Source organism: uncultured Bacteroides sp., assembly GCF_947632445.1.
Lineage (GTDB): Bacteria > Bacteroidota > Bacteroidia > Bacteroidales > Bacteroidaceae > Bacteroides.
Genome location: NZ_CANRPM010000042.1, coordinates 1 through 26,073 on the forward strand (window position 1 = coordinate 1; position 26,073 = coordinate 26,073).

Annotated in this window: 24 protein-coding genes and 1 tRNA gene; 20 read left to right on the forward strand and 5 right to left on the reverse strand. The window is 48.5% G+C overall.

Translation table 11 applies throughout. The features are described 5' to 3' along the window. Positions 1 to 2,833, forward strand: a 2,833-nt coding sequence (locus Q0Z70_RS09125) for a hypothetical protein (RefSeq protein WP_298073813.1), incomplete at its 5' end; no start/stop codon positions are given. A gap of 325 nt (positions 2,834 to 3,158) precedes the next feature. Here the strand turns inward: Q0Z70_RS09125 and Q0Z70_RS09130 are convergent. The 3 genes from Q0Z70_RS09130 to Q0Z70_RS09140 form a co-directional block, all read right to left on the reverse strand. Beyond that, positions 3,159 to 3,419, reverse strand: a complete 261-nt coding sequence (locus Q0Z70_RS09130) for a hypothetical protein (RefSeq protein ID WP_298073814.1) — start codon at positions 3,417 to 3,419, stop codon at positions 3,159 to 3,161. 468 nt (positions 3,420 to 3,887) lie between these two features. After that, a tRNA-Asp gene (locus Q0Z70_RS09135) sits at positions 3,888 to 3,961 on the reverse strand. Further along, complete coding sequence (locus Q0Z70_RS09140; protein WP_298073816.1) at positions 3,939 to 4,280, reverse strand: hypothetical protein; 342 nt, start codon at positions 4,278 to 4,280, stop codon at positions 3,939 to 3,941. Before Q0Z70_RS09140 ends, Q0Z70_RS09135 begins: the two co-directional genes overlap by 23 nt. Positions 4,281 to 4,299: 19 nt before the next feature. Here Q0Z70_RS09140 and hisH point away from each other — a divergent pair, with 19 nt between their 5' ends. The 8 genes from hisH (at position 4,300) to Q0Z70_RS09180 (ending at position 10,876) form a co-directional block, all read left to right on the forward strand. Beyond that, a complete protein-coding gene (gene hisH / locus Q0Z70_RS09145) occupies positions 4,300 to 4,890 on the forward strand; it encodes an imidazole glycerol phosphate synthase subunit HisH (protein ID WP_298073818.1) in 591 nt (196 codons plus the stop codon). Then, a complete protein-coding gene (gene hisA / locus Q0Z70_RS09150) occupies positions 4,887 to 5,606 on the forward strand; it encodes a 1-(5-phosphoribosyl)-5-[(5-phosphoribosylamino)methylideneamino]imidazole-4-carboxamide isomerase (RefSeq protein ID WP_298073821.1) in 720 nt (239 codons plus the stop codon). The genes hisH and hisA overlap by 4 nt, the downstream gene beginning before the upstream one ends. A gap of 34 nt (positions 5,607 to 5,640) precedes the next feature. Continuing rightward, positions 5,641 to 6,396, forward strand: coding sequence for an imidazole glycerol phosphate synthase subunit HisF (gene hisF / locus Q0Z70_RS09155; RefSeq protein ID WP_298073823.1), 756 nt, complete (start codon positions 5,641 to 5,643; stop codon positions 6,394 to 6,396). A 31-nt stretch (positions 6,397 to 6,427) separates the two neighbouring features. Further along, positions 6,428 to 7,054 carry a bifunctional phosphoribosyl-AMP cyclohydrolase/phosphoribosyl-ATP diphosphatase HisIE gene (hisIE, locus tag Q0Z70_RS09160; protein WP_298073825.1) on the forward strand — a complete coding sequence of 209 codons (627 nt, stop codon included), beginning with the start codon at positions 6,428 to 6,430 and terminating at the stop codon, positions 7,052 to 7,054. Positions 7,055 to 7,059: 5 nt separating this feature from the next. Then, positions 7,060 to 7,740: an ATP-binding cassette domain-containing protein gene (locus Q0Z70_RS09165; RefSeq protein ID WP_298073857.1), complete on the forward strand. Its 681-nt coding sequence runs from the start codon at positions 7,060 to 7,062 to the stop codon at positions 7,738 to 7,740. Between the two features lie 43 nt (positions 7,741 to 7,783). Further along, positions 7,784 to 9,103: an aspartate kinase gene (locus tag Q0Z70_RS09170; protein WP_298073827.1), complete on the forward strand. Its 1,320-nt coding sequence runs from the start codon at positions 7,784 to 7,786 to the stop codon at positions 9,101 to 9,103. Between the two features lie 16 nt (positions 9,104 to 9,119). Continuing rightward, positions 9,120 to 10,280: a diaminopimelate decarboxylase gene (gene lysA, locus Q0Z70_RS09175; RefSeq protein WP_298073830.1), complete on the forward strand. Its 1,161-nt coding sequence runs from the start codon at positions 9,120 to 9,122 to the stop codon at positions 10,278 to 10,280. 113 nt (positions 10,281 to 10,393) lie between these two features. Next, the gene (locus tag Q0Z70_RS09180) at positions 10,394 to 10,876 is read left to right on the forward strand and encodes a ferritin (protein ID WP_298073832.1); all 483 of its coding nucleotides are present in this window, start codon (positions 10,394 to 10,396) and stop codon (positions 10,874 to 10,876) included. An 86-nt stretch (positions 10,877 to 10,962) separates the two neighbouring features. Here Q0Z70_RS09180 and kbl read toward each other — a convergent pair whose 3' ends face one another. After that, entirely contained in the window at positions 10,963 to 12,150 is a 1,188-nt protein-coding gene (gene kbl, locus Q0Z70_RS09185) for a glycine C-acetyltransferase (RefSeq protein ID WP_298073834.1), read from the reverse strand. 161 nt (positions 12,151 to 12,311) lie between these two features. On the opposite strand from kbl, the gene Q0Z70_RS09190 reads away from it, so the two are divergent. The 5 genes from Q0Z70_RS09190 to Q0Z70_RS09210 all read left to right on the forward strand — a co-directional run bounded on the left by Q0Z70_RS09190 (position 12,312) and on the right by Q0Z70_RS09210 (position 17,711). Then, positions 12,312 to 13,268: an NAD-dependent epimerase/dehydratase family protein gene (locus Q0Z70_RS09190; protein WP_298073836.1), complete on the forward strand. Its 957-nt coding sequence runs from the start codon at positions 12,312 to 12,314 to the stop codon at positions 13,266 to 13,268. A 20-nt stretch (positions 13,269 to 13,288) separates the two neighbouring features. After that, positions 13,289 to 14,146: a DUF4348 domain-containing protein gene (locus tag Q0Z70_RS09195; RefSeq protein ID WP_298073838.1), complete on the forward strand. Its 858-nt coding sequence runs from the start codon at positions 13,289 to 13,291 to the stop codon at positions 14,144 to 14,146. Positions 14,147 to 14,159: 13 nt separating this feature from the next. Beyond that, complete coding sequence (gene murB, locus Q0Z70_RS09200) at positions 14,160 to 15,161, forward strand: UDP-N-acetylmuramate dehydrogenase (RefSeq protein WP_298073840.1); 1,002 nt, start codon at positions 14,160 to 14,162, stop codon at positions 15,159 to 15,161. Between the two features lie 28 nt (positions 15,162 to 15,189). Further along, positions 15,190 to 15,957 carry an MBL fold metallo-hydrolase gene (locus Q0Z70_RS09205; RefSeq protein WP_298073842.1) on the forward strand — a complete coding sequence of 256 codons (768 nt, stop codon included), beginning with the start codon at positions 15,190 to 15,192 and terminating at the stop codon, positions 15,955 to 15,957. 131 nt (positions 15,958 to 16,088) lie between these two features. Continuing rightward, positions 16,089 to 17,711 (forward strand): DUF3352 domain-containing protein, encoded by a 1,623-nt coding sequence (locus Q0Z70_RS09210; protein ID WP_298073844.1) that lies wholly within the window; start codon positions 16,089 to 16,091, stop codon positions 17,709 to 17,711. 334 nt (positions 17,712 to 18,045) lie between these two features. Here Q0Z70_RS09210 and Q0Z70_RS09215 read toward each other — a convergent pair whose 3' ends face one another. After that, complete coding sequence (locus tag Q0Z70_RS09215; protein ID WP_298073845.1) at positions 18,046 to 18,414, reverse strand: DUF3127 domain-containing protein; 369 nt, start codon at positions 18,412 to 18,414, stop codon at positions 18,046 to 18,048. 175 nt (positions 18,415 to 18,589) lie between these two features. Here Q0Z70_RS09215 and dnaN point away from each other — a divergent pair, with 175 nt between their 5' ends. From dnaN to Q0Z70_RS09245, 6 genes are all read left to right on the forward strand, one after another. Further along, the gene (gene dnaN / locus Q0Z70_RS09220) at positions 18,590 to 19,714 is read left to right on the forward strand and encodes a DNA polymerase III subunit beta (protein WP_298073847.1); all 1,125 of its coding nucleotides are present in this window, start codon (positions 18,590 to 18,592) and stop codon (positions 19,712 to 19,714) included. Between the two features lie 131 nt (positions 19,715 to 19,845). Further along, positions 19,846 to 20,619 (forward strand): 3'-5' exonuclease, encoded by a 774-nt coding sequence (locus Q0Z70_RS09225; protein ID WP_298073850.1) that lies wholly within the window; start codon positions 19,846 to 19,848, stop codon positions 20,617 to 20,619. A 12-nt stretch (positions 20,620 to 20,631) separates the two neighbouring features. Beyond that, positions 20,632 to 21,855, forward strand: coding sequence for a bifunctional phosphopantothenoylcysteine decarboxylase/phosphopantothenate--cysteine ligase CoaBC (gene coaBC, locus Q0Z70_RS09230; RefSeq protein ID WP_298073852.1), 1,224 nt, complete (start codon positions 20,632 to 20,634; stop codon positions 21,853 to 21,855). A 17-nt stretch (positions 21,856 to 21,872) separates the two neighbouring features. Next, a complete protein-coding gene (gene recN, locus Q0Z70_RS09235) occupies positions 21,873 to 23,537 on the forward strand; it encodes a DNA repair protein RecN (RefSeq protein ID WP_298073853.1) in 1,665 nt (554 codons plus the stop codon). A gap of 17 nt (positions 23,538 to 23,554) precedes the next feature. Next, complete coding sequence (gene rlmB, locus Q0Z70_RS09240; protein ID WP_298073854.1) at positions 23,555 to 24,295, forward strand: 23S rRNA (guanosine(2251)-2'-O)-methyltransferase RlmB; 741 nt, start codon at positions 23,555 to 23,557, stop codon at positions 24,293 to 24,295. A gap of 10 nt (positions 24,296 to 24,305) precedes the next feature. Next, on the forward strand, positions 24,306 to 26,015 hold the full coding sequence (locus Q0Z70_RS09245; RefSeq protein WP_298073855.1) for a serine protease: 1,710 nt from the start codon (positions 24,306 to 24,308) through the stop codon (positions 26,013 to 26,015). The last annotated feature ends 58 nt before the right edge of the window (positions 26,016 to 26,073 follow it).

The following is a 26,073-nucleotide window of genomic DNA, read 5'->3' on the forward strand; positions in this document are numbered from 1 at the left end:
GGTCAAGACAGATGAGACTTTGACCGGTAGCATTAAGAAGTTGGATGCGAAGCTTGCTGAATTAGGGCAGAGAATGAGTGTCGTAGAAGGACAGATTGCCGCATTGCAAGAATACCAATCAATGAAAGATAGCATAGCTACAAATAAAGATGCTATCGACCAGTTGCTTGCAGAGTTGGCAACTATGCGGGGTCAGTTGTCACAGCTGAATGGAGTAAATGACGCGATTGCTTCATTGCAGGGTTCTGTTGATTGGAATAGAGAAGAGATAATGAAAGCTCAAGGCCGTGTGAAAGAGCTGGAAAATGAGATGAGAGATCTGCGGGCAGGTGTACTGACTGACGAGATGTATGAGGCGATTACAAACCGCATAATGGAAATCGTAGGTAGCGTAGATGCCAAAGTGGATATAATATCTACTCTATTGAAGAAACAGGTTACGCATGTATCCTTATATAAGGAAATGATAAGTCATAATGCAGGTGCGTATTCATCATATATAGATTTGGATCTTGTTTCTGCCAAAGCTGTCAGAACCTGGACTTTCGGTGAGGGAATGGACGGTGAGATTTCATTTACAAAGGGTAATAAGGAAACATTCGAAGACTCCTTTGTTATCCGTGTATCTCCGACAACTGCAACGTTGGATGAGTATATGATCAGACTGGTGAACAGCAAGATGGAGGATCTGAGTGATTTGGTAGAAGTTAAGTCTATTGAACCTTATACCGAGCTGTTGACCAGAACAGTGTCTCAGAACGGTTTGTGGAAGGTTACTGTAAAACTGAAAGACAACTATGATGAAGCAGCTTATAACGCCGCAGCTACTCTGAAAGATGGAAAATCCATCCTGTATGCTGTAATGGTAAGTAGCGAAGAACATGACGGAAGAGAAGTTGTATCCGAGTATGGATTAACTCTTTCTTCACCCGTTAAAGGAACTGAACGCGAATTGCACTTCAATGTAGACAAGACACCGGTTGCAGACATCCATAACCGCTGGAATGGTAAGAATAACTCTTATTCGGAAGACAGAACACCGGTTTCTTATGAGGAACTGACATGGGACATGATTAAAGACGTCAGGGGTAATTACAAATATGCTCCTTGGGCAGAACCTATCACAACGGGTAATGGTAAAAATGTAGTGCTGGATGGCAATGACATGAGACAAAAATTACTTGCATATGGTGTAAAAGCCGGTAAACCGTTTACTGTAACTATCAATGAGACCGTAAATAACGAACCTTACGCCGCAAACATCCGTGGTTTCTATGTTACATTGGATGAGGATTGTGCCGTAGAAAGCAAGCCTTCTGAGGTCAATGCCTGGAGATCTTATCATATTAAGGGCTTGAATACCGTGACAAGCGAATCTTCTTTGGAACTGACTATCCCCGAAGACGTGAATGCCGAAGGTGATTTTATCGGCTTCCGTGTTTATGCTGTCAACTACGACGGCTCACTGGTAGATCCCGATGGCAAAGCATTCTATGTATATGTAGGTGAGAAACAAAACTGGGGTAGGTTCGATACAACAGTTGTACCAAGTGTTGACTTAACAGAGGGCCCGGACAAGGCTAAATCAGCAGAAGTACCTGTCGGTTTGTCTGAACTGACTGGAGAAGCTATCGAAGCTACTTGGTTGGATGAAGCTGGCAATAAGCCTATCTTCAATGCTTACTTTGTAGATGCAGCGGGTAATGTAATTTTTGATACTTGGAATTTGGATCCCTCTTCTGTTGACTTAACAAAGGTTGCTGATATTTATACCAAGTACACCGGTACGACAGCTGGTACACAAAGAGAAGATTGGGCTAAGATTAAGGATGGCACGCCGTACAAAGGTACGCTGACTATCTATACCAAGGGAAAAGCGTTTGTATTGGCTACCATTGATATCTACATGACCAAGACCCTGCCTACGGAGGTGGAACGCGAAGGCTTCTCCATGAAGTCCAACCAGCTGGATGCAAACCGCATTTATAATTGCTACTTGACACCGTATGATAACAACGATACCGAAAGCTGGGTTGCTTCGAGTGCAATAAAGGGTAAAATGGGTATGAACGATATATTCAACTGGGGAAGCGATCATCCTGAACGGTATAAAGTAAGCTTTGCCGATGCTGCTTTTGATGGCTCGAAGAAAGTGGCCAATACGGCAACTCCTGCTAAGGTATTGGAGGTCGATGAGTTCTTTATTGACAACGAGACGCAACATGCCACTACCGTGTACTACAACTTCGGAAAGATTGCTTCTGCTTCTAAGGACGAAAATCCATATGTAGACGAAAAAGGAAACTATTGGGTAAAAGTAAAGGGTTCGGATTTCAATACCGTATTCAACTGCATCTACAATGACACTTATACGTGGCATTGGGGTACTTATGAGGAATTAAATAAAGCATACCCAACTGCAGGTTGGAAAGCTGAAAATGTTGATATTACCAAGTTGAAATATGGTACGGACTACACATTCGCAACACCGAATGGAACAGAGTTCTCCTTTGATTGTGTTATCCGGGGTATCAGCTCAAAAGACGGAAAATACAACGCATGGTTGAACGAGCCTTACGGAGGAGACCCAAGACAGATGGGCGGCTTGAGATTCGTAGAAGCTCACGTAATCTCTAATGGTAACAATGTAGAAGATGAATACTTCAAAGTAGTTCCCGCGGATGGTAATGGTACGCTTTCATTCGAAGCAACCCAGACTGTTGATCAGACGAACCCGATTGCCGATGTTCCTTCTACGCTGAAGATGGTCTACAAAGACATGTACGACCATGAGGTAGTGATTAAACTGCCGATGACCGTAACTCGTCGTTAATCGCCCTGCAAAAGAAAGTATCTATCGAATATCTTTCAGATAATCGGTAAATATCCATAAGAAAAGACAGCCAAGTCGAATGGGACTTGGCTGTTTTTTTGGTATGACGGGCATGTCATACATCTGTGGTGAAAGTCCACGCGGGGCGTAGTTGCCGACGAACCCCAAAGCGACTTGCAAGTTTCGGGTGGTGACGCTCGGCAGAGAAGAAGCAATAGCGAAATCGTGGCCTGACGAACAGGAACATAGTAGCAAGGCGCATCAGGCGGATGACAAGCCGGACGCAAGTTGACGAAGTCCGCTATAGCTCTTGTCGCATCCGGTCTTAGGCCAGCCTACCTGCCAAGCATTGGGCCAGCCCACTGGCCAAGTATTGGGCCAGCCCACTGGCCAAGCATTGGGCCAGCCTACCGGCCAAGCATTGGGCCAGCCTACCGGCCAAGTATTGGGCCAGCCCACTGGCCAAGCATTGGGCCAGCCCACTGGCCAAGTATTGGGCCAGCCTACCGGCCAAGTATTGGGCCAGCCTACTGGCCAAGTATTGGGCCAGCCTACCGGCCAAGTATTGGGCCAGCCTACTGGCCAAGCTTAGGCTAAACCTCTGGCCAAGCTTAGGCCGGCCTCCTGGTCTGCCAGACGGGCAAGTACGGTGGCGTGAGAGGAAAGGAAACGAAAGTAGGTCAGAAAACTTTCGTTTCCCGACCTACTCGATTATGGATAAGGTATGCTGTCCCTTATTTATTGGGGCCTAATATGCAAATGGGAGGATAAAAATGGGTAGAATATTCTCTAATATGCAAAAGGGAGGATATGTCTAATAATGCCTTGCTATGTATTCCTGAATGAGTGCCATTCTCCTCATTCTCGTAATTCCCGAATGCACCCTTAGTTTTGTCTTTATGTCTGTAAAGACCCCTTCCAGTGCGTTGTTCGTATTCGGCATGTGCAATTGCGGATTGTCATAAAACGTCCACAGCCACGGCATATTGCGTTTGAGACTGAGATATGCGCTTTGATTTTTTTTGTGGGGAGAGGGTGTTTCCCCTTTCGGAGGCGGTGCGGACGGGACTCGAACCCGCGACCCCATGCGTGACAGGCATGTATTCTAACCAGCTGAACTACCGCACCTTTTTGCCGTTTCGCTTGCCTTCGCTTGCGAATGCGGTTGCAAAGGTAGCCAAAATTTTGTATCTGCAAGCATTTCGCGGATTTTTTTTCGCCGGCGACCCGATTTTTGGCGGAAGCCCGATGCGTCGAAGGGTCGGCGCAGGGGCGTGAAGGGTGTAAAACGAAACGGTTTTGGCTCGGTTTCTGAAACATTGTGCTCGAAAACTTCGTTGTTTGGCAATAAATCGTTATTTTTGCACGCCGGATGCAGGAACCGCTCCGGTCGTGCTTTCGCATGCCGTGCGGAGGCCGCAGAAAAAGGAATGAAAAACGTTGACATCCGGTAAAGAAAAATAGTGATGAAAGTAGCCGTCGTAAAATACAATGCAGGGAATGTCCGCTCGGTGGATTACGCGCTGCGCCGCCTGGGCGTGGAAGCCGCGATTACGTCCGATGCGGCCGTCCTTCGCGAGGCCGACAAGGTGATATTTCCGGGGGTGGGCGAGGCTGCCACGACGATGGCCTATCTGCGTGCCTCCGGCCTGGACGCCGTCATCCGAAGCCTCGAAAAGCCCCTGTTGGGCATCTGCCTGGGCATGCAGCTGCTGTGCCGCCATTCGGAGGAAGGGCAGGTGGACTGCCTCGGTATTTTCGATGCGGATGTAAAGCGTTTTCAGTCTGCGAGACACGAAGACAAGGTGCCGCACATGGGATGGAACACGATCGCGAAGACGACGGGCCCCCTGTTCCGAGGCTTCGCGAAAGAGGAGTTCGTGTATTTTGTTCACAGCTTCTATGTTCCTGAGAATGAGCATACGGCCGCGGTGACCGACTACATCGTGCCGTTCAGCGCGGCGCTGCACAAAGACAACTTCTTTGCCACCCAGTTCCACCCCGAAAAGAGCGGGGCGGTGGGCGAGCGTATATTGAAAAATTTTCTGGATTTATGATAGAACTGATACCGGCCATTGACATCATCGGCGGCAAGTGTGTACGCTTGTCGCAGGGCGATTACGAGCGCAGGAAGGTGTACGACGAAAACCCGCTCGAAGTGGCCGTGCGCCTGGAGGCGTGTGGCATCCGGCGGCTGCATTTGGTCGACCTGGACGGGGCGGCTTCGCATCACGTGGTGAACCATGCCGTGCTGGAAAAAATCGCGACACGCACTTCGCTCGTGGTCGATTTTGGCGGCGGCGTGAAGACCGACGAAGACCTGCACATCGCCTTCGAAAGCGGAGCCCGGATGGTGACGGGCGGTAGCGTGGCTGTAAAAAATCCTGAACGGTTCTGCCGCTGGATAGAGCAGTACGGGCCGGAGCGGATAATACTGGGTGCCGATGTGAAAAATCGCCGCATCGCGGTGGGCGGATGGAAGGAGGAGAGTGACGCCGATTTGTTCTCTTTTTTGGACAACTATCGGCGAAAAGGCATATCAAAGGTCATCTGTACGGACATCGGCCGCGACGGCATGCTGCAAGGGCCCGCTTTCGGGCTGTACGGGGAGCTGCTGGAGCGCGATGCAGAGATGTATTTGGTGGCGAGCGGCGGCATCGGCTGCGTGGACGACATCGTCCGGCTGGAAGCGATGGGAGTGCCAGCCGTCATCTTCGGCAAGGCCTTGTATGAAGGCCGCATCACGCCGGACGATTTACGGGCATTTCTTTGAAAATAAACGAATTAACGGATAGGAAGTCGGAGTTGTGTTAGCGAAAAGAATTATTCCCTGCCTTGACATTAAGGACGGGCAGACGGTGAAAGGAACCCATTTTGTCGACCTGCGTCATGCCGGCGACCCGGTGGAGCTGGCCCGCCTCTACAGCGCGCAGGGGGCCGACGAGCTGGTGTTTTTGGACATCACCGCCACGCTGGAGCGGCGGAAGACCTTCGCGGAGCTGGTGCGCCGCATCGCCGGGAACATCAGCATCCCCTTCACGGTGGGCGGCGGCATCCGCGAGTTGGCCGATGTGGCCCGCTTGTTGGAGGCCGGAGCGGACAAGGTATCGGTCAATTCGGCGGCCCTCCGTAACCCGAAATTAATCGACGAGATAGCCGGCCACTTCGGTTCGCAGGTGTGTGTGCTGGCGGTGGACGCCCGGCAGACGGCCGCCGGGTGGCGGTGCTATCTCGATGGCGGGCGGGTGCCTGTGGAGAAGGAGCTGATGGCGTGGACGAAAGAGGCCCAGGAACGGGGTGCCGGCGAGGTGCTTTTCACGAGCATGGATCACGATGGGGTGAAGGCGGGGTATGCCAACGAGGCGCTGGCGGCACTCTCCAGGCACCTTTCCATTCCGGTCATCGCTTCGGGGGGCGCCGGGGCGAAGGAGCACTTCCGGGATGCCTTCGTGCAGGGAAAAGCGGATGCGGCATTGGCGGCCAGTGTTTTTCACTTCGGAGAAATCAAAATTCCCGATTTAAAATCGTATCTTTGCCGCCAAGGTGTATCTATAAGAATGTAAACAGTAAAAAGCAGATACAGAACAAATTCGTATGGATAGAATGGATATGAGCATAGATTTTGACAAAATGGACGGACTGGTTCCCGCCGTCATCCAGGATGCCGATACCGCGAAAGTGCTGATGCTGGGCTTTATGAACCGGGAGGCGTATGACAAGACGGTGGAAACGCGTAAGGTTACCTTTTATAGCCGCACCCGGAAACGCCTGTGGACGAAGGGAGAGGAAAGCGGAAATTTCCTGCATGTCGTTTCCGTGCAGGCCGACTGCGACCGGGATACCTTGCTCATTCAGGTGCATCCGGCAGGACCCGTGTGCCACACGGGGGCGGACACCTGCTGGGGTGAGAAGAACGAGCAGCCGGTCTTGTTCCTGAAAGAGTTGCAGGACTTCATAGCTGTGCGCCGTGCCGAAATGCCGGAAGGCTCTTATACCACTTCCCTTTTCCGTTCGGGCATCAACAAGATGGCCCAGAAAGTGGGCGAGGAGGCGGTGGAAACCGTGATCGAGGCCTGCAATGGGACCGGCGACCGACTGGTTTACGAGAGCGCCGACCTGCTGTATCATCTCCTGGTCTTGCTGACCTCGAAAGGCTATCGCATCGAAGACATTGCCCGCGAGTTGAAGGAACGTCACGGCGCAGGGTGGAAAAAACATTGAAGAAGATGGGTGAGACGCTGATAAGATATAAGGATGTGGAGATACACCAGCAGGAGCTATGTGTGTTGGAAGAAGTCAATCTGGAGCTGTGCGCGGGCGAATTTGCCTATATCATAGGGAAAGTCGGTTCGGGTAAGACCACGCTGCTGAAGACGTTTTACGGCGAATTGGAGATTGCTTTCGGGTGTGCGGAAGTGCTGGAGTATGACATGAAGAAAATCAAGCGTAAGCACATTCCGCAGCTGCGCCGGAAATTGGGCATCATTTTCCAGGACTTCCAATTGTTGACCGATCGCTCGGTGTACGATAATTTGGACTTTGTGCTGTGTGCCACAGGCTGGAAGCATCGCGGAGAGCGGAAAGACCGGATAGAGGAAGTGCTGCAACTGGTGGGGATGAACAACAAAGGATATAAGCTCCCCAATGAACTGTCGGGGGGCGAGCAGCAGCGTATAGTTATCGCCCGTGCCATGCTGAATTCTCCCCGCATCATTTTGGCGGATGAGCCTACGGGTAATCTGGACGTAGAAACGGGGCGGGCGATCGTCACCTTGCTGCATCAAATTAGCGAAAAGGGGGCGTTGGTGGTGATGACTACGCATAACTTGCAGCTGCTTAATGAATTTCCGGGGAAAGTGTACCGCTGTGAAGGACACCGCCTATGGGAGGAAGCTACGGAAAAATAAACAAAAACAATAAAAAGGTTTAACAACTTAATAGGAAGAAAAAATGAAAGTATTAAAGTTTGGAGGTACTTCCGTAGGTTCGGCTCAGCGGATGAAGGAAGTGGCCAAATTGATTACCGATGGCGAGCGTAAGATTGTTGTATTGTCGGCCATGTCGGGTACCACGAATACATTGGTCGAGATTTCGGATTATCTGTATAAGAAAAACCCGGAAGGCGCCAACGAAATTATTAACCAATTGGAAAGCAAATATCGTCGCCACATCGACGAACTTTATTCTACGGATGAATATAAGCGGAAATGCCGGGAGTTGGTGAGATCCCATTTCGACTATATCCGTTCTTATACGAAAGACTTGTTTACTTTATTTGAAGAAAAAGTAGTTCTGGCCCAGGGCGAATTGATTTCGACGGGAATGATGAATTATTATTTACAGGAATGCGGCGTGAAGTCGGTATTGCTGCCTGCTTTGGACTATATGCGCACGGATAAGAATGCCGAGCCCGATCCCGTCTATATTCGTGAGAAGCTGCAAGCCCAGCTTGAATTACATCCGAATGCCGATATTTATATTACGCAGGGCTTCATTTGCCGTAATGCCTATGGCGAGATAGACAACTTGCAGCGTGGCGGAAGCGATTATACGGCTTCGCTGGTGGGTGCGGCTATCAATGCGGATGAAATCCAGATATGGACGGATATTGACGGCATGCATAATAACGACCCGCGCGTGGTGGACAAGACTTCTCCGGTTCGTCAATTGCAGTTCGAGGAAGCGGCAGAGCTGGCGTATTTCGGTGCCAAGATTTTACATCCGACCTGCATCCAGCCGGCTAAATATGCCAATATACCTGTACGTCTGCTGAATACGATGGATCCTTCGGCTCCCGGTACGCTTATATCGAACGATACCGAGAAAGGGAAAATTAAGGCCGTGGCCGCCAAAGATAATATCACAGCCATCAAAATTAAGTCGAGCCGCATGTTGTTGGCTTACGGCTTCTTGCGCAAGGTATTCGAGATATTCGAGAGTTATCAAACTTCTATCGACATGATTTGTACTTCTGAAGTTGGCGTTTCGGTATCCATTGATAATGTGAAGCACTTGAACGAGATTTTGGACGATTTGAAGAAATACGGAACGGTCACCGTAGATCGTAATATGTGTATTATTTGCGTGGTTGGCGATCTGGAGTGGGAAAATGTGGGCTTTGAGGCCAAGGCACTCGATGCAATGCGCGATATTCCCGTGCGTATGATCTCTTTCGGCGGAAGTAATTATAACATTTCATTCCTGATACGTGAGGAAGACAAGAAACGTGCATTGCAGTCTTTGAGTGCAGCTTTGTTTAGCGAAAACTAAAAAGTTGTAGTGATTTATGAAAGGACATTTTCCTATAGATAAATTCAACACATTGTGCACGCCCTTTTATTATTATGATACAGCGGTGCTGCGTGATACGCTGAATTGTATTCGTGCGGAAGTTGCACGTTATGAGAATTTTATTGTACATTATGCTGTGAAAGCAAATGCCAATCCGAAGGTGTTGGCTATCATTCGGGAAAGCGGACTGGGCGCTGATTGTGTAAGTGGAGGTGAAATTCAGGCTGCTGTCAAAGCGGGGTTTCCTGCAAATAAAATTGTGTTCGCAGGGGTAGGAAAGGCCGATTGGGAAATTAATCTGGGATTGGATTACAATATATTTTGCTTCAATGTCGAATCTGTGCCGGAGTTGGAAGTAATTAATGAACTCGCAGCGGAAAGAGGAAAAACAGCGAATGTCGCCTTCCGCATTAATCCCGATGTCGGTGCTCATACTCATGCCAACATTATGACCGGTCTTGCTGAAAATAAGTTCGGTATCAGCATGCAGGATATGGAGCGTGTGATAGAACTTGCGGCGGGGATGCGACATGTCAAGTTTGTCGGGTTACATTTTCATATTGGTTCTCAGATATTGGATATGGGCGATTTTGTGGCTTTGTGTAATCGCATCAATGAATTGCAGGAGAAGTTGGATGCCCAGGGTATTCGTATTGAATATATTAATGTCGGTGGTGGATTGGGTATTGATTATCACCATCCTAATCGCCAGCTCATACCTGACTTTGCAGCCTATTTCAAGACCTATGCTGCTCATTTGAAACTGCGGGCTTACCAGAAGCTGCATTTTGAGTTGGGCCGTGCGGTGGTAGGGCAATGTGGCTCACTCATTGCCCGCGTATTATATGTCAAACAAGGGACTAATAAGCAGTTTGCAATTTTGGATGCGGGTATGACGGATTTAATCCGTCCGGCTTTGTATCAGGCTTATCATAAGATAGAAAACATATCCTCAGAGGCTTCTGTGGAGATGTATGATGTCGTTGGCCCTGTTTGTGAGTCGTCCGATGTGTTTGGTAAGTCGGTAGATCTTAATGGAGTGAAGCGTGGGGATTTTTTAGCTTTGCGTTCGGCTGGGGCTTATGGAGAAATTATGGCATCCCAATATAATTGCCGAACCTTGCCCCAAGGGTATCTTTCGGATGAATTCATGTAAGTGGAAGAAGTCTTTTAATTGTTAGATTAAGATTAAAAAATGTTATTAGTCGAACAATATGGCGATTATCTCGTTATATTTGTAATGTTTACAATTTTAAAAAACGAACGAATATGATTTCGGAAAAACTACAAAACGCAATTAACGAACAGATTACTGCAGAAATGTGGTCAGCTAATCTGTATTTGGCAATGTCTTTCTTTATGGAGAAAGAAGGTTATAATGGTATGGCCAATTGGCTGAAGAAACAGTCTTTTGAGGAGCATGGGCATGCTTTCGAGATGGCTTCTTATATTATTAAGCGTGGAGGTACGGCAAAGGTAGATAAGATTGATGTCGTGCCGAATGATTTTGGCACTCCACTTGATGTATTTGAGCAGGTTTATAAGCATGAATGCCGGGTTTCAAAGATGATTGACGAGTTGGTGGATGTTGCTGCTTCCGAAAAAGATAAGGCAACCCAAGATTTCTTGTGGGGATTTGTACGTGAACAAGTAGAAGAGGAAGCAACTGCCTCAAGCATTGTGGAAATGATAAAAAGAGCCGGTAATTCGAATTTGTATTTTGTAGACTCTAAGTTGGGCGAGCGTCAATAAAAGCTAGTGAAACTATTGGAATAATATTAGCCCGAAGATGGCGGAAGTCAATCTTCGGGCTAATTGTTTTTGAAGGATGTTTATTTTTATTTCAAAACTCCCAGCTCTTTGCCTACCTTGATGAAAGCGGCGATACACTTATCTAAGTGTGATTTTTCATGTCCGGCAGAAATTTGTACGCGGATACGTGCCTGACCTTTCGGTACCACAGGATAATAGAAGCCTGTGACGTAGATTCCTTCTTCCTGCATGCGTGCGGCATATATTTGGGACAATTTAGCATCATAGAGCATGACTGCGCAAATGGCACTTTGTGTCGGCTTGATGTCGAATCCGGCAGCTGTCATTTTGTCGCGGAAATAATTTACGTTTTCTACCAGTTTGTCATGCAATGCATTGCTTTCTTTCAACATCTTGAAGACTTCGATGCTGGCGCCGATAACCGCAGGGGCAACGGAGTTTGAGAAGAGGTAGGGACGACTGCGCTGGCGCAACAAGTCGATGATTTCTTTGCGGCCGGTTGTAAATCCGCCCATAGCTCCGCCAAAAGCTTTACCCAGAGTACCGGTATAGATATCCACACATCCGTAAATGTTATACAGTTCGCTAACACCATGTCCTGTAGTACCTACTACACCTGCGGAATGTGATTCGTCTACCATAACTAAGGCATCGTATTTTTCTGCCAGATCGCAAATCTTGTCCATAGGGGCAACATTCCCGTCCATGGAGAATACACCGTCTGTTACAACGATGCGGAAACGCTGTGCTTGGGCTTCTTGCAGGCAGCGTTCCAAGTCGGCCATATCTGCGTTGGCGTAACGATAGCGTTTTGCTTTGCAGAGGCGTACACCGTCAATGATAGAAGCATGATTCAGCGAGTCAGAAATGATAGCATCTTCTTCAGTAAACAGGGGTTCGAATACACCGCCGTTAGCATCGAAACAAGCTGCATATAAAATAGTGTCTTCTGTGTGGAAGTAATCGGAGATTGCCGCTTCAAGTTCCTTGTGAATGTCCTGAGTGCCACAAATGAAGCGGACGGATGACATACCATAGCCACGGCGATCCATCATTTTTTGAGCGGCTTCGATTAAGCGTGGATGGTTGGACAATCCCAAGTAGTTGTTGGCGCAGAAGTTCAGCACTTCTTGGCCTTTTACTGTGATAGCGGCTTGCTGCGCGCTTTCAATCAGACGTTCTTCCTTATAGAGACCGGCTTCTTTTATCTCAGCAAGTGTCTGGCTGAGAAACTCTTTCATTTTACCATACATAACGTTTTTTGTTTTAGGTTTTTTACAATTAGTTACACACTATGCAAAGGACATCATTTTTCTTGAAATAAACAATAACAGAATGATAGAATTTTGAAAAAAAAGTGTGTATCTTTGCGTGTTTTTTAAAAAAGGAATTCTCTAACTTTATTTTGTTCGAAATGAAAAATATTTTAGTAATTGGAGCTACTGGTCAGATTGGATCGGAACTTACGATGGAATTGCGTAAGCGTTATGGCAATGAACACGTTGTTGCGGGGTACATTACAGGGGCAGAACCCAAGGGTGAGCTGAAGGAAACGGGCCCTTCTGTATTAGCGGATGTGACAGATTTTAATGCCATTGAAACGGCTGTCAAAGCGTATAGTATTGATACGATTTATAATCTGGCAGCATTGCTTTCCGTCGTTGCCGAAAGTAAGCCTCGTTTAGCATGGAAAATAGGTATAGATGGTTTATGGAACGTGCTTGAAGTGGCCCGCATACATGGTTGTGCCGTGTTTACGCCGAGTTCAATCGGTTCGTTTGGGCTGGATACTCCGCACGTTATGACACCGCAGGATACGGTTCAGCGTCCGCGCACGATGTATGGCGTCAGCAAGGTTACTACAGAATTGTTGAGTGATTATTATCATACCAAATACGGCGTTGATACACGTGCAGTACGTTTCCCGGGTATTATTTCGAATGTGACTCCTCCGGGTGGGGGAACTACCGACTATGCGGTTGATATTTATTATGCGGCCGTAAAAGGTGAAAAATTTGTTTGTCCGTTGAAAGAAGGTACACTTATGGATATGATGTATATGCCTGATGCTTTGAATGCGGCTATTACATTGATGGAGGCCGATCCTGCCAGACTGAAGCATCGTAACGCCTTCAACATCGCTTCCATGAGTTTTGCTCCCGAGACTATTTATGCTGTTATTAAGAAGCATGTGCCGGACTTTGAAATGGTTTACGATGTAGATCCTTTGAAGCAAAGCATTGCTGATAGCTGGCCCGATTGCATGGATGATAGCTGTGCCTGTGCGGAATGGGATTGGAAACCTCAATACGATCTGGAAACCATGACTGTGGACATGCTGGAGAAGCTGAGGGTAAAATTGAATAAATGATCGTTGCCGATCTGTTGGATATGAGAAAACTAATATGGGGATTATCGGTGTTTGCTTTGCTGTTCTCTTGCAAGAACCCCAAGACAAGCATCGATTCTTTCAGTACAATTACCGCAATGAGCGATTCGACCGGTATCAGTGGAGGAGAGTCGTTGGATGAAATTCCGGTAGACGAAGCTCCCCAGCCGGTAGGTGCAGACGAACTGTTTGACGATTTCGTTTTCAACTATGCGACTGATTCTCTATTCCAACGGCAGCGTACTATCTTCCCTCTTCCTTATTATAATGTGGATACTCCCTTAAAGATTGAAAAGAAATATTGGAAACATGATCCTCTTTTTGCCGGTCAGGCGTTCTATACGTTACTTTTCGACAATGAAAACGATATGGATTTGGTTGGAGATACGACGCTTTCGTCTGTCCAGACGGAGTGGATTTTTCTGAAGACGCGGATGGTGAAGCGCTATTATTTCGAACGAGTTAAAGGAATGTGGATGCTTGAAGCCATCAACTTGCGGAAAATGGAGGAAGATAAAGAGGAAGATCCCAGTTTTGTTTCCTTTTATGCCCGTTTTGCGGTAGATAGTCTCTATCAGCGGGAACATATCTCTCGGCCTTTACAGTTCGTAACGATTGATCCTGATGATGAGTTTTCTATTTTGGAAACGACACTTGAGGTGGACCAATGGTATGTATTTAGGCCTGCGCTGCCTGCCGATCGGCTTTCCAATATTAATTACGGACAGAAGAATGAAGACAGCTCTTCCACTAAAATCTTGAAAGTTAACGGCCTTAGTAATGGCTATTCCAATATTTTCTATTTCAGGAAAAGAAAGGGAGAATGGGAATTATATAAATACGAAGATACAGGAGTTTGACGGAGTGACGTGTATGGAATATCATTCATTACTACCTTATAATACGTTCGGTATTGAGGCGGAGGCGGCAGATTTTCGCGAATTTGCTTCAGTAGAAGAATTGGAGCGGTTGATTGAAGGGGGGACATTCTTGGCTCGCCCTTATTTTTGTATAGGAGGAGGAAGTAATTTGTTGTTCACGCGGAAACGTTATGATTGGACTTTTCTCCATTCAACTATCAAGACAATGGAAGTGACCTATGAGAACCGAAATTGGGTAGAGGTACGCGTAGGCGGTGGAATGGTGTGGGATGATTTTGTACGGCATTGTGTGGACAATCATTGGTATGGTGCAGAAAATCTTTCTTTGATCCCCGGTGAGGTAGGTGCTGCAGCAGTACAGAACATCGGTGCCTATGGTGCGGAGGTATGCGACCTGATAGACTCCGTGGAAACGATGGATGTAATGGGTAGAAAGCGGATCTATAAGGCTGTAGAGTGTGCTTATGCCTATCGAGACAGTATTTTCAAACGTCCGAACATGAAGTCTGTTTTCATTCTGTATGTTAATTTTCGTCTGAATAAGCACCCCTTTTTCAGACTTGACTATGGTAATGTCCGCCAGGCGCTGTCGCAATACGACGAAGTGACGCTGGCTCATGTCCGGCAGGTTATTGTAGATATTCGCCGCAGCAAGTTGCCCGATCCGGCTCGGTTGGGCAATGCCGGCAGCTTCTTCAAAAATCCTGTCATTCTCAGATCTCAATATAAAGAGCTGTGTACTTCTTTCCCAGATATGCCCTGTTACGAGGTGGATGCTGATCACGTGAAAGTGCCTGCCGGATGGCTCATTGAACAGGCCGGTTGGAAAGGAAAAGCTTTGGTGCGTGCGGCTGTCCACGATCGGCAGGCATTAGTGCTGGTCAATCGGGGAGGAGCTGAAGGAGCAGATATTGTAGCTTTGGCACGTGCCGTACAGAAAACTGTGGTCGACCGTTTCGGAATTGAGATTGAACCGGAGGTGAACTTCATTTGAACGAAATACGATTTAAAGGATAGGACTTGTGAAACTGAGATTTTTAGGAACTGGAACGTCTACCGGAGTACCCGAGGTGGGGTGTACCTGTCCTGTCTGTACATCAACGGATTTTCGGGATAATCGCTTACGTACATCTGCCCTGCTGCACACGGATGATGGCGCTGCCATTCTGATAGATTGCGGCCCCGATTTTCGGGAACAGATGATACGTTCCCATTGGTTCGGTCGGATAGACGGAGTGCTCATTACGCATGAACACTATGATCACGTAGGCGGGCTGGACGATTTGCGTCCTTTTTGTCGATTTGGTGAGGTTCCGGTCTTTTCTGATGCCTATACGGCTAAACATCTTCGTATGCGTCTGCCCTACTGCTTTGTAGAGCACAAGTATCCGGGCGTGCCTCGTATTTCGCTTCACGAGGTGGAGGCCGGTGTACCTTTTTATATTGAGGCGACGGAGATATTGCCCTTTGAGGTGATGCATGGCAGATTGCCGATTTTGGGGTTTCGTATCGGTGGTCGTGTGGGTTATGTGACGGATATGCTGACTATGTCCGACGCTTCCTATCGCCTGTTGGAAGGGATTGAAGTTCTTGTGATGAACGCTTTGCGCCCCACGCCTCATAGTTCGCATCAGTCTGTCCCCGAGGCATTGGAAGCGGCCCGTCGCATCGGGGCGCGTGAAACTTACTTTGTCCACATGGGGCATCGTGTGGGATTGCATGCCGAAATTAGTCGCCAGCTGCCTTCGCACATCCATTTTGCCTACGATGGGCTGGAGCTCGATTTCTAATCGGATATAAACTTATTTCCGGCTGTCTCTGCTTTCTCGGTGGCAACAATTTGTTTAGTTGTTTTTTAGGCTATAGTTTTGCTTTATTCGTGAAAATGTTTATTTTCGCAAAATCAAGCAGTAGTGATGCCATGAAGCCGAATTATTTGATACGAGTCAGCCTGATAGTGTGCATTGTCCTTCTTTGCGCGGGATTTGTCGTGTACTCTTTTATGCGCATGGATACCGTGAAAGAACGGAAGAATTTTGATTTGTACACCCTGATTCCACAAGATGTCGAGGCCGTGTTCGAAACAAACCGTGCAGTAGAGTTAGTCAATGATATTGACAACATGGCGTGTAGCCGTGACGGGCATTTTCTCTATGCTTCCGACCTTTTTTCTTCTGTAAAGAAATATCTGCGTATGTTCATGGAAGAGGAAGATCATGGCTTGAGTTGGGGAATGAATGAACTGGTCATCAGCTTTCATCATCCCGATCTTCAGAACAATCAGGTACTCTATTGTCGTATGGGGACTGACGACCGTTCATCGCTGGAAAAGCATCTTCGCCGCAGTGGCTCGGCTATGTTTTCTTCGCGTACATATAATTATAAGGGGCAAACGATAGAAATCTATCCTCTCGTGGATGGTCGTTTCCTGGTCGTTTGGATGAAACGTGATTTTTTGGTTGTAAGTTTCCAAAAGCGTCTGGTGGAACAGGTAATTGATGCGTGGAAACAAAAGAAAACGCTTGCTCAACTCGGTGCATTTCATTTCGCATACGAGAAAAAACAGGAAGCGAATAGGACGGCGGTCTATGTTCGTTGGCCGGCCCGGTCTGCTTCTCAGTCGGCTGCCGGTGATGCCCCGCTTTGGTTAGATTTTGATATGAAGTTTGCCGAGGAAGGAGTTTACTGTGCGGGTGTCGTTCAGGGTGATACGGTAGGAACTTCTTGGAAGGAAGCTTTCTTCGATGCTCACCCGTTGGAAAGATTTTCCGGCGACAGGCTGCCGGCTTCCACTTTCCTTTATAAGGCACGCACCCTTTCTGCATCAAAAGCGGAGATTGGGTGTGCCTTGAAGCAGTTACAGGCCGATTCTGCTCTGATTGTAACGGAGAATGAAACTTTTGATGCCTCTTTGGCCGATTACTTCTGGTCGGAAGCGGAAGCACAGATGCTGTCTTGTGGTTTTCTTTCTGGTGATTCGGTTGACAGAAAACCTTATACTGTGCTGGACGTATCTGTGAAAGATGTTGCCCACGCACAAGGGGAGCTGCATAAGCTTCTGTATTCTTTTTCTCGGGGACGTTATCCTTTCTATAAGAGTTTCTCGGCAACCACCGGCGTGTTCGGGCTGAGGCTTTACCGTCTGCCCGACCATCGGTTGACGGCACTGTTGGCCGGTTATACCGGAGGGCCTGCATTCACGTGCGCCTGTTTTTATAAGCATAGCTTGCTGCTTTCGCCCGACGAACAGAGTTTGGCTGCCTATGTGATGTCGTTAGAGCGAGGCGACGTGCTCGAATTGCAACCGTTTTATAAGGTGGCAACCGAAAAACTGGCTCCGAACTATCAGGCGTTGGTGATGGCGGACATGGCCGAGGTGGTACTTCATCCCGATTTGAACCGGGATTTGCTGCCGCCTTTCTTTCTGGCTCACGCCGATTTTTTCCGTCATTTCCTGCTGTCCATCCAACTCTGTTGTGCCGAAAACGTATTCTATCCCAATTTAGTACTTCTCTATGTCGATCCGAATGAGTCAGCAGAATGACGTCTGTATGTAAATTCTACGGGTAACCCATTCGTTTCCCAATCGCCGGAGCGCTTGTCGTTGGCTTGGAGCGGACATGCATGTATGTAGATACCTTTAGACACACCGTATTCCTTACCAGCTATAAACCTGTATCAGGGCGGATGTAAGCGGAATCCTTGCTGAGTTTCGGTTTGCAGCCGGTAAGCGGAACCGCTTTCTGCGGCATCTTCGGATGGATTTGTATGGATGTAAAAAAGGCTTGCCAGGCCGGTTAGGCCAAAAAAAGAAGAGAACTCGGTCGGCTGAGTCTCTTCTTGATGATGGAGGGGTGGTGTTCTGTTCTTGTGTGCAATCAGAAAGGCAGGTCGTCCGCCGAGTCGCTGCTCAGGAACTCCGGCGCTGCAGTCGGGGCGGGCGGAGGAGCAGGCATATTGTAAACCTGCGCATCTGCACTCACACGCTCCACTTTCCATGCACGGATGCTGTTGAACCAACGGTCCTGCCACTGGCGTGCATCAATGTCGAACGAGACGGTCAGCTCTTCGCCCGTCTGGATGTTGAATTGTTCAATCTTGTCGGCTCCGAATACCTCGAAGCACATTTTGCGCGGGTATTGGTCGTGATTTTCGATGACATATTCCTGCGCTTTCCATTCGTTGCCGGCTTTGGACGTACCGCCTCTTGGCTTCAATATGGCAATGATTTTTCCTGTAAATTCCATTGTAACTGTAGTATTTTCTGGTTTTTGACGGGGCGAAGTTACGTTTTTTTAGGAAAATAGGAAGTATTATCTTTGGTTTTTCTTTCCATATTCTTTGTCAGTAGGAAATTCTTTTGTTAACTTTGTGCTGCAAACTTCAATATGTTGATATAAAAAACTTAAATACTACGAATATATGAAATTTATTGTGTCGAGCACGGCGCTTTTCGGTCATCTACAGGCCGTTAGCCGTGTAATCAATTCGAAGAACGCGCTGCCTATTTTGGATTGCTTCCTGTTTGACCTGCAGGAGGGAACGTTGTCTGTCACGGCTTCGGACAGTGAGACTACCCTGGTGACTTCCCTTGAAGTGAACGAAAGTGATGCGGACGGACGTTTTGCCGTTACGGCCAAGACGTTGCTGGATGCGTTGAAAGAAATACCAGAACAGCCGCTTGCTTTCGATATCAATATCGGGACTTTGGAGATAAACGTGCAATATCAGAATGGGAAATACAGTCTGATGGGACAGAATGCCGACGAGTTTCCGCAACTGACACAGTTGGGCGACAACGCGGTGCGGGTGGATATTGATGCAGAGGTTTTGTTGAACGGAATAAATCGTTCCGTATTTGCTACGGCCGACGACGAGCTTCGTCCCGTGATGAACGGTATTTATTTTGACATCACGCCCGAAGATATTACGTTGGTGGCTTCCGACGGACACAAGCTGGTTCGCTGTAAGACTTTTGCTGCCCATGGCAACGAGCGTGCCGCCTTTATTCTTCCCAAGAAGCCTGCCAGCCTGATGAAAAATCTGCTTGCCCGCGAGCAGGGTACGGTGACAATCGAGTTCGATGAACGCAACGCCGTATTCACGTTGGAGAACTACCGCATGGTGTGTCGCCTGATTGAGGGACGTTATCCCAACTATAACTCAGTAATTCCGCAGAACAATCCTTATAAAGTGACGGTAGACCGCCAGTCGCTGATTGGTGCCCTGCGTCGTGTGTCAATCTTTTCATCGCAGGCCAGCAGCCTGATTAAGCTCCGCCTGTGCAACAATCAGATTACAATTTCTGCGCAGGACATCGACTTTTCCACCTCAGCCGAAGAAACTCAGAATTGTCAGTACGACGGCACCGACATGAGTATCGGCTTCAAGTCTACTTTCCTGTTGGATATTTTGAACAACATTTCTGCCGAAGAAGTGGCCATCGAACTGGCCGATCCTTCGCGTGCAGGTGTCATTATCCCTGTAGAGCAGGAAGAGAAGGAAGACTTGCTGATGCTGCTGATGCCAATGATGTTGAACGATTAAATAAGAATATAGTTCGAGGTTGTCGGACGGACGAGTTGACAAGTGGTAAAGCCGGGAAACAATCTGTTTCCGCGATGGCTTTATTGGCTTGCCAACTCGTTCGTTTGTCTTCCTTATTTTAAATCCATGATATGAAACTGAACTTGAAAAATCCACTGGTGTTCTTCGATTTGGAAACCACCGGTACCAATATCAATAGCGACCGTATCGTCGAAATCTGCTATCTCAAGGTCTATCCCAATGGAAATGAAGAGTCGAAAACGATGCGCATCAATCCGGGCATCCATATCCCCGAAGCCGCCTCGGCTGTACATGGCATTTATGATGCCGATGTGGCCGACTGCCCCACGTTCAAAGAAGTAGCCCGTAGTGTGGCCAATGATATCGAGGGTTGTGACCTAGCCGGCTTCAACTCCAACCGTTTCGATATTCCCCTGCTGGCCGAAGAATTCCTTCGTGCCGGGGTGGATATCGACCTGAGTCGGCGCAAATTTGTCGACGTGCAGGTCATCTTCCACAAGATGGAACAGCGCACTCTCTCTGCCGCCTACAAGTTCTATTGCGGCAAGAACCTGGAGGATGCCCATACAGCCGAGGCCGACACAAGAGCTACCTACGAAGTGTTGATGGCGCAGATTGACCGTTATCCCGAAGACTTGAAGAACGACGTGAGCTTTCTATCCGACTTTTCGAGCTTCAGCAAGAATGTAGACTTTGCCGGTCGCATGGTTTACGACGACCAAGGTGTGGAAATTTTCAACTTCGGCAAGTACAAGGGCATGCCTGTGGTTGAGGTACTGAAGCGCGACCCCGGCTATTACGGTTGGATATTGAACAGTGACTTTACACTGAACACCAAGGCTATGCTGACGAAAATCCGTCTGCGTGAGTTGACTCAGAAATAAAAGAAAACGCTAATGGCAAATGTATTGAAAGGTAAGAAGATAGTCTTGGGCATTACGGGTAGCATCGCTGCCTACAAGGCTTGCTACATCATCCGAGGTCTCATTAAGCGCGGGGCGGAAGTGCAGGTAGTCATCACGCCTGCGGGCAAGGAATTCATTACGCCCATCACGCTGTCCGCTCTCACCGGCAAGCCCGTTATCAGCGAGTTCTTTGCCCAACGCGACGGCACGTGGAACAGCCACGTGGACTTGGGTCTTTGGGCCGATGCCATGCTGATAGCGCCCGCTACGGCCTCTACCATCGGTAAGATGGCCAACGGCATTGCTGACAACATGCTCATTACGACCTACCTCTCGGCCAAGGCACCGGTATTCGTCGCTCCGGCCATGGATCTCGACATGTTTGCTCATCTGTCTACCCGACAAAATTTGGAGAAGCTCCGTTCCTATGGCAACCATATCATTGAGCCGGGTACAGGCGAGCTGGCCAGCCATCTGGTGGGTAAGGGGCGTATGGAAGACCCCGAAAACATCATTCAACACTTGGAGCAATACTTTGCGGCGCAGGAAGGCGATCTTAAAGGGAAGACTATCCTGATAACGGCAGGGCCGACATACGAAAAGATTGACCCCGTGCGTTTTGTAGGCAACTATTCGTCGGGCAAGATGGGCTTTGCTTTGGCCGATGAGTGTGCAAGTCGTGGAGCCCAAGTTCTGCTCGTGACGGGACCTGTGCAGCGCAACACTCGCTATCCGATGGCCGAAAGATGCGATGTGGAGTCGGCTGCACAGATGTACGAAGCCGCCACGTCGCTTTTCCCGCAGGCGGATGCCGCTATCCTCTGTGCAGCCGTAGCCGACTATACGCCCGAACATGTGGCCGACGAGAAAATCAAGCGCGAGAAAACAGGCGACATAACTCTCGCCTTGAAGCCTACGCAGGACATTGCCGCTGCTTTGGGACTCCTGAAGGCCGATTCGACCGAACGGAAAGTGCTGGTAGGCTTTGCAATCGAGACGAACAATGAACAGCAGAATGCCGAAGACAAGCTGAAGCGGAAGAATTTGGACTTCATCGTCCTGAATTCGCTGAACGACAAGGGAGCGGGATTCCGCTACGATACCAACAAAGTGACCATTATCGACGCCGCAGGCCGCAGGGAATATCCTTTGAAGACGAAGGACGAAGTGGCTACCGACATCGTTGACCGACTGGCCGAAGTATTGAACCGATAAAAAGAGAGTAAGATACTATGTTGCGTTCGCTCTACATACAAAACTATGCACTGATTGAAAAGCTGGACATTAGCTTCGGTAATGGTTTCTCAGTCATCACGGGTGAGACCGGTGCCGGTAAGTCTATCATTTTGGGAGCCATCGGCTTGTTGCTGGGGCAGCGTGCCGACGTGAAGTCCATCCGCAAGGGGGCTTCGAAGTGCATCATCGAAGCACGCTTCGACGTGTCAGCCTACGGCATGCAGTCCTTCTTCGAATCCAACGAGCTGGAGTACGAAGACGAGTGCATCCTGCGCCGCGAGCTCTATGCTTCGGGCAAGAGCCGTGCCTTCATCAACGATACACCCGCCTCGCTGGCGCAGATGAAAGATTTGGGCGAACTGCTTATCGACGTCCACTCCCAGCATCAGAACCTCTTGCTCAATAAGGAAGGCTTTCAGCTGAACGTGCTCGATGTGCTGGCGCACGATGATACCGATTTAGCGGCCTATCAGAAGTTGTACAACGATTGGCGGCAGGTCCGTCAGGACTTGGAGACACTCATGGCCCGTGCCGAGCAGAGCCGTGCCGATGAAGATTATATCCGTTTTCAGCTGGAACAGCTGGAGGAAGCCAATCTCACTGAGGGAGAGCAGGAAGAACTGGAGCAGGAAGCGGAAATGTTGACCCATGCTGAAGATATCAAGGCCGGCCTCTATCGGGCCGGGCAGACACTGAACGCTGACGAAGGCGGTGTGCTCGAAGCCTTGAAGGACTGTCAGAATACGATGATAAGCCTGCGTTCGGTCTTTTCTCCTGCGGGTGAGTTGACCGACCGACTGGACAGCGTTTATATCGAACTGAAGGACATTTCGCAGGAGTTGGCCGACAAGGAAGAAGAAGTCGAGTTCAACCCCGCCCGTCTCGACGAAGTGAACGCCCGTCTCAATCTCATTTATTCCCTCCAGCAAAAGCATCGTGTTGATACGGTCAAAGCACTGCTTTCCCTGGAGGAAAACTATGCTTTGCAACTTTCGGCCATTACGTCGTCCGACGAAGACATCGCACGCCTCGAAGCGCAAGTGAATGAACTCTTCGGACAAGTCACCGCACAGGCAAAGGTATTGACTGAAGCACGCACCCGTGCCGCCCGCGAAGTGGAGCAGCAAATGGCCGCAAGGTTGGTACCGTTGGGTATGCCCAACGTCCGCTTTCAGGTGGAGATGGGGGTGCGCAGGGAGCCGGGCATACATGGAGCCGATACGGTGAACTTCCTCTTTTCGGCCAACAAGAACGGTGTGTTGCAGAGCATTTCACAAGTGGCTTCGGGGGGTGAGATAGCCCGTGTCATGCTGTCTGTCAAGGCCATGATAGCCGGAGCTGTCAAGTTGCCTACTATTGTGTTCGATGAAATTGATACGGGCGTGTCGGGCGAGATAGCTGATCGCATGGCCGACATTATGCAAGAGATGGGCGACAACGGCCGTCAGGTCATCAGCATCACCCATCTGCCGCAGATAGCCGCGCACGGACAGGCCCATTATAAAGTATATAAGGAAGACAACGAGGTGGAGACGAACAGTCACATCCGCCTCCTGACCGATGACGAGCGGGTGGAGGAATTGGCACACATGCTAAGCGGAGCTACCCTGACTGAGGCCGCATTGAACAACGCCCGCGCTTTGTTGAAATTGGATAAATAAACTAATAAGATAAAGGAATGGCAGACAAAAGCGAAATGATTTTCGGTGTCCGTGCCGTGATAGAAGCCGTACAGGCCGGTAAGGATATAGATAAGATATTGGTGAAAAGAGATATACAGAGCGACCTTTCCAAGGAATTGTTTGCCGCACTGAAGGGAACGTTGATACCCGTCCAGCGGGTTCCGGTGGAGCGCATCAACAAAATTACGCGCAAGAACCATCAGGGCGTAGTGGCTTTCGTATCGGCCGTCACCTACCAGAAGATGGAAGACCTCGTGCCTTTTCTCTTTGAACAGGGTAAGAACCCGCTTTTCGTGATGCTCGACGGAGTGACGGATGTGCGAAACTTTGGTGCCATCGCCCGTACCTGCGAATGTGCAGCGGTCGATGCCGTTATCATCCCTGCCAAGAACAGCGTGACGGTGAATGCCGATGCCGTGAAGACTTCGGCCGGAGCCCTGCATACGCTGCCTGTGTGCCGTGAGCAGAGCCTGAAGGAAACCCTGCAATATCTTAAGAACAGTGGCTTTCACATCGTGGCTGCCACCGAGAAAGGCGACTACAACTACACGAAAGCCGACTATACTGGCCCGATGTGCATCATTTTGGGAGCCGAAGATAAGGGCGTTTCCTACGATAGCCTGGCCCTATGTGACGAGTGGGTGAAGATTCCGATGCTGGGAACCATTGAGTCGCTCAACGTATCCGTAGCGGCTGGCATCCTGATATATGAAGCAGTGAAACAACGAATTAATTGATTATATGCCGATGAAAAAGAAAATACTATTGTTGTTTGCCATCTCACTGGTGGCTCAATGGGTCTTCTCCCAACCCAAATGGGTGGATAAGGCCAAACGTGCCGTGTTCTCCATCGTGACCTACGACAAGGACGACAAGATGCTGAACTCAGGTAACGGATTTTTTGTGAGCGAAGATGGAGTGGCCTTGTCGGATTACTCTCTGTTCAAGGGGGCACGCCGTGCCGTCATCATCAATTACGAAGGTAAGGAGATGTCGGTCGACGCCATCATGGGTGCCGACGATATGTATGATGTTATAAAGTTCAAGGTGGGCATTACAGAGAAGAAAGTATCGGCTTTGGTGCTTGCCTCTTCGGCTCCTATAGTGGGAAGTGAAATTTATCTGTTACCATATCCCACTCAAAAAAGTCGTACTTATACAGCAGGTAAAGTGAAAGCAGTGGATAAGGTGGCTGAAAACTATTCATACTATACTCTTGATATGAAGTTGGAAGACAAGATGGTTAGCTGTCCGCTGATGACGATGGAGGGAAATGTTTTTGGTTTGGCACAGAAAGCTTCGGGACAGGATACGGCCAGCATCTGTTATGCAGTGGATGCCAATTACGTAATGGCGCAAAAAATTGCAGCTTTGTCCTATAATGATATGGCTTTGAAGGATATTGGCATCAAGAAAGCACTGCCTGAGACAGAGGAAGAGGCACTAATATTTTTATATATGGCCTCTTCACAACTTTCATCTGAAAAGTATATGGAAGTATTGGAGGACTTTATCCGTCAGTATCCGAACAGTTCTGATGGTTACTTGCGTCGTGCATCGCAACGTTTATTCACTTCAGAAGACGATGAGGCTTCCATGAAACTCGTGATTGAAGACATGGATCAGGCTCTGAAGGTGGCAGCACAGAAGGACGATGTCTTCTATAGCCGAGCTAAGATGATTTATAATTATGTCCTTTCTCATTCCGAGAAATCTTATGGCGATTGGTCGTTCGACAAAGCTTTGGATGAAATCCGTCAAGCTATTGCCATTCAACCGTTGCCTGTATATGTGCAAACAGAGGGGGATATCCTTTATGCGAAAACCGATTATGCAGGTGCTTTGCAAGCTTATGAAAAGGTTAATCAGTCAGAGCTTGGCTCGGCGGCCACACTCTTTACTACGGCTAAGATAAAGGAAGCAATGGGGGCATCACCCGAAGAGGTTCTGGCCGTAATTGACAGCTGTGTGGCCCGATTTAGCAAACCTTATACACAAGAGGTCGCTCCCTATTTGTTGGAGCGTGCGCAGGTGCTGATGGAGGTGGGAAAAGCACGTAATGCTGTGCTCGATTATGACGCATATTATGACGCAGTGAAGGGAAATGTGAACGATGTGTTCTATTACTATCGCGAGCAGGCGGCCTTGAAAGCACGTCAATACCAGCGTGCTCTCGATGATTTGGCGAAAGCAATCGAGCTTAATCCGAAGAATTTGACTTATCGGGCTGAGTTGGCTGTTGTCAATATACGGGTAGGACGTAATGAAGAAGCTGTAAAGATCCTGAAGGAGGCTTTGGAGATAGATCCCCAATATGCTGAAGCTTATCGCTTAATAGGTATTGCCCAAATACAGATGAAGCAGAAGGATGCTGCTTGTGAAAGCTTTGCTAAAGCTAAAGATTTGGGTGATTCGAATGTCGATGCCCTGATTGAGAAAATGACTAGTCCTGAATAACCGTTACAGTTATTGGACAAAAATAAATTATTTATTACAGTTCAGCAAGGTTAGTCTT

Excerpts from the sequence above, each read along its gene's own strand:
- Q0Z70_RS09140 (WP_298073816.1), bottom strand. The coding sequence starts at position 4,280 with ATGTCAACGTTTTTCATTCCTTTTTCTGCGGCCTCCGCACGGCATGCG.
- hisH (WP_298073818.1), top strand. The coding sequence starts at position 4,300 with ATGAAAGTAGCCGTCGTAAAATACAATGCAGGGAATGTCCGCTCGGTG.
- hisA (WP_298073821.1), top strand. The coding sequence starts at position 4,887 with ATGATAGAACTGATACCGGCCATTGACATCATCGGCGGCAAGTGTGTA.
- hisIE (WP_298073825.1), top strand. The coding sequence starts at position 6,428 with ATGGATAGAATGGATATGAGCATAGATTTTGACAAAATGGACGGACTG.
- Q0Z70_RS09165 (WP_298073857.1), top strand. The coding sequence starts at position 7,060 with ATGGGTGAGACGCTGATAAGATATAAGGATGTGGAGATACACCAGCAG.
- Q0Z70_RS09170 (WP_298073827.1), top strand. The coding sequence starts at position 7,784 with ATGAAAGTATTAAAGTTTGGAGGTACTTCCGTAGGTTCGGCTCAGCGG.
- lysA (WP_298073830.1), top strand. The coding sequence starts at position 9,120 with ATGAAAGGACATTTTCCTATAGATAAATTCAACACATTGTGCACGCCC.
- Q0Z70_RS09180 (WP_298073832.1), top strand. The coding sequence starts at position 10,394 with ATGATTTCGGAAAAACTACAAAACGCAATTAACGAACAGATTACTGCA.
- kbl (WP_298073834.1), bottom strand. The coding sequence starts at position 12,150 with ATGTATGGTAAAATGAAAGAGTTTCTCAGCCAGACACTTGCTGAGATA.
- Q0Z70_RS09190 (WP_298073836.1), top strand. The coding sequence starts at position 12,312 with ATGAAAAATATTTTAGTAATTGGAGCTACTGGTCAGATTGGATCGGAA.
- Q0Z70_RS09195 (WP_298073838.1), top strand. The coding sequence starts at position 13,289 with ATGAGAAAACTAATATGGGGATTATCGGTGTTTGCTTTGCTGTTCTCT.
- murB (WP_298073840.1), top strand. The coding sequence starts at position 14,160 with ATGGAATATCATTCATTACTACCTTATAATACGTTCGGTATTGAGGCG.
- Q0Z70_RS09210 (WP_298073844.1), top strand. The coding sequence starts at position 16,089 with ATGAAGCCGAATTATTTGATACGAGTCAGCCTGATAGTGTGCATTGTC.
- Q0Z70_RS09215 (WP_298073845.1), bottom strand. The coding sequence starts at position 18,414 with ATGGAATTTACAGGAAAAATCATTGCCATATTGAAGCCAAGAGGCGGT.
- dnaN (WP_298073847.1), top strand. The coding sequence starts at position 18,590 with ATGAAATTTATTGTGTCGAGCACGGCGCTTTTCGGTCATCTACAGGCC.
- Q0Z70_RS09225 (WP_298073850.1), top strand. The coding sequence starts at position 19,846 with ATGAAACTGAACTTGAAAAATCCACTGGTGTTCTTCGATTTGGAAACC.
- coaBC (WP_298073852.1), top strand. The coding sequence starts at position 20,632 with ATGGCAAATGTATTGAAAGGTAAGAAGATAGTCTTGGGCATTACGGGT.
- recN (WP_298073853.1), top strand. The coding sequence starts at position 21,873 with ATGTTGCGTTCGCTCTACATACAAAACTATGCACTGATTGAAAAGCTG.
- rlmB (WP_298073854.1), top strand. The coding sequence starts at position 23,555 with ATGGCAGACAAAAGCGAAATGATTTTCGGTGTCCGTGCCGTGATAGAA.
- Q0Z70_RS09245 (WP_298073855.1), top strand. The coding sequence starts at position 24,306 with ATGAAAAAGAAAATACTATTGTTGTTTGCCATCTCACTGGTGGCTCAA.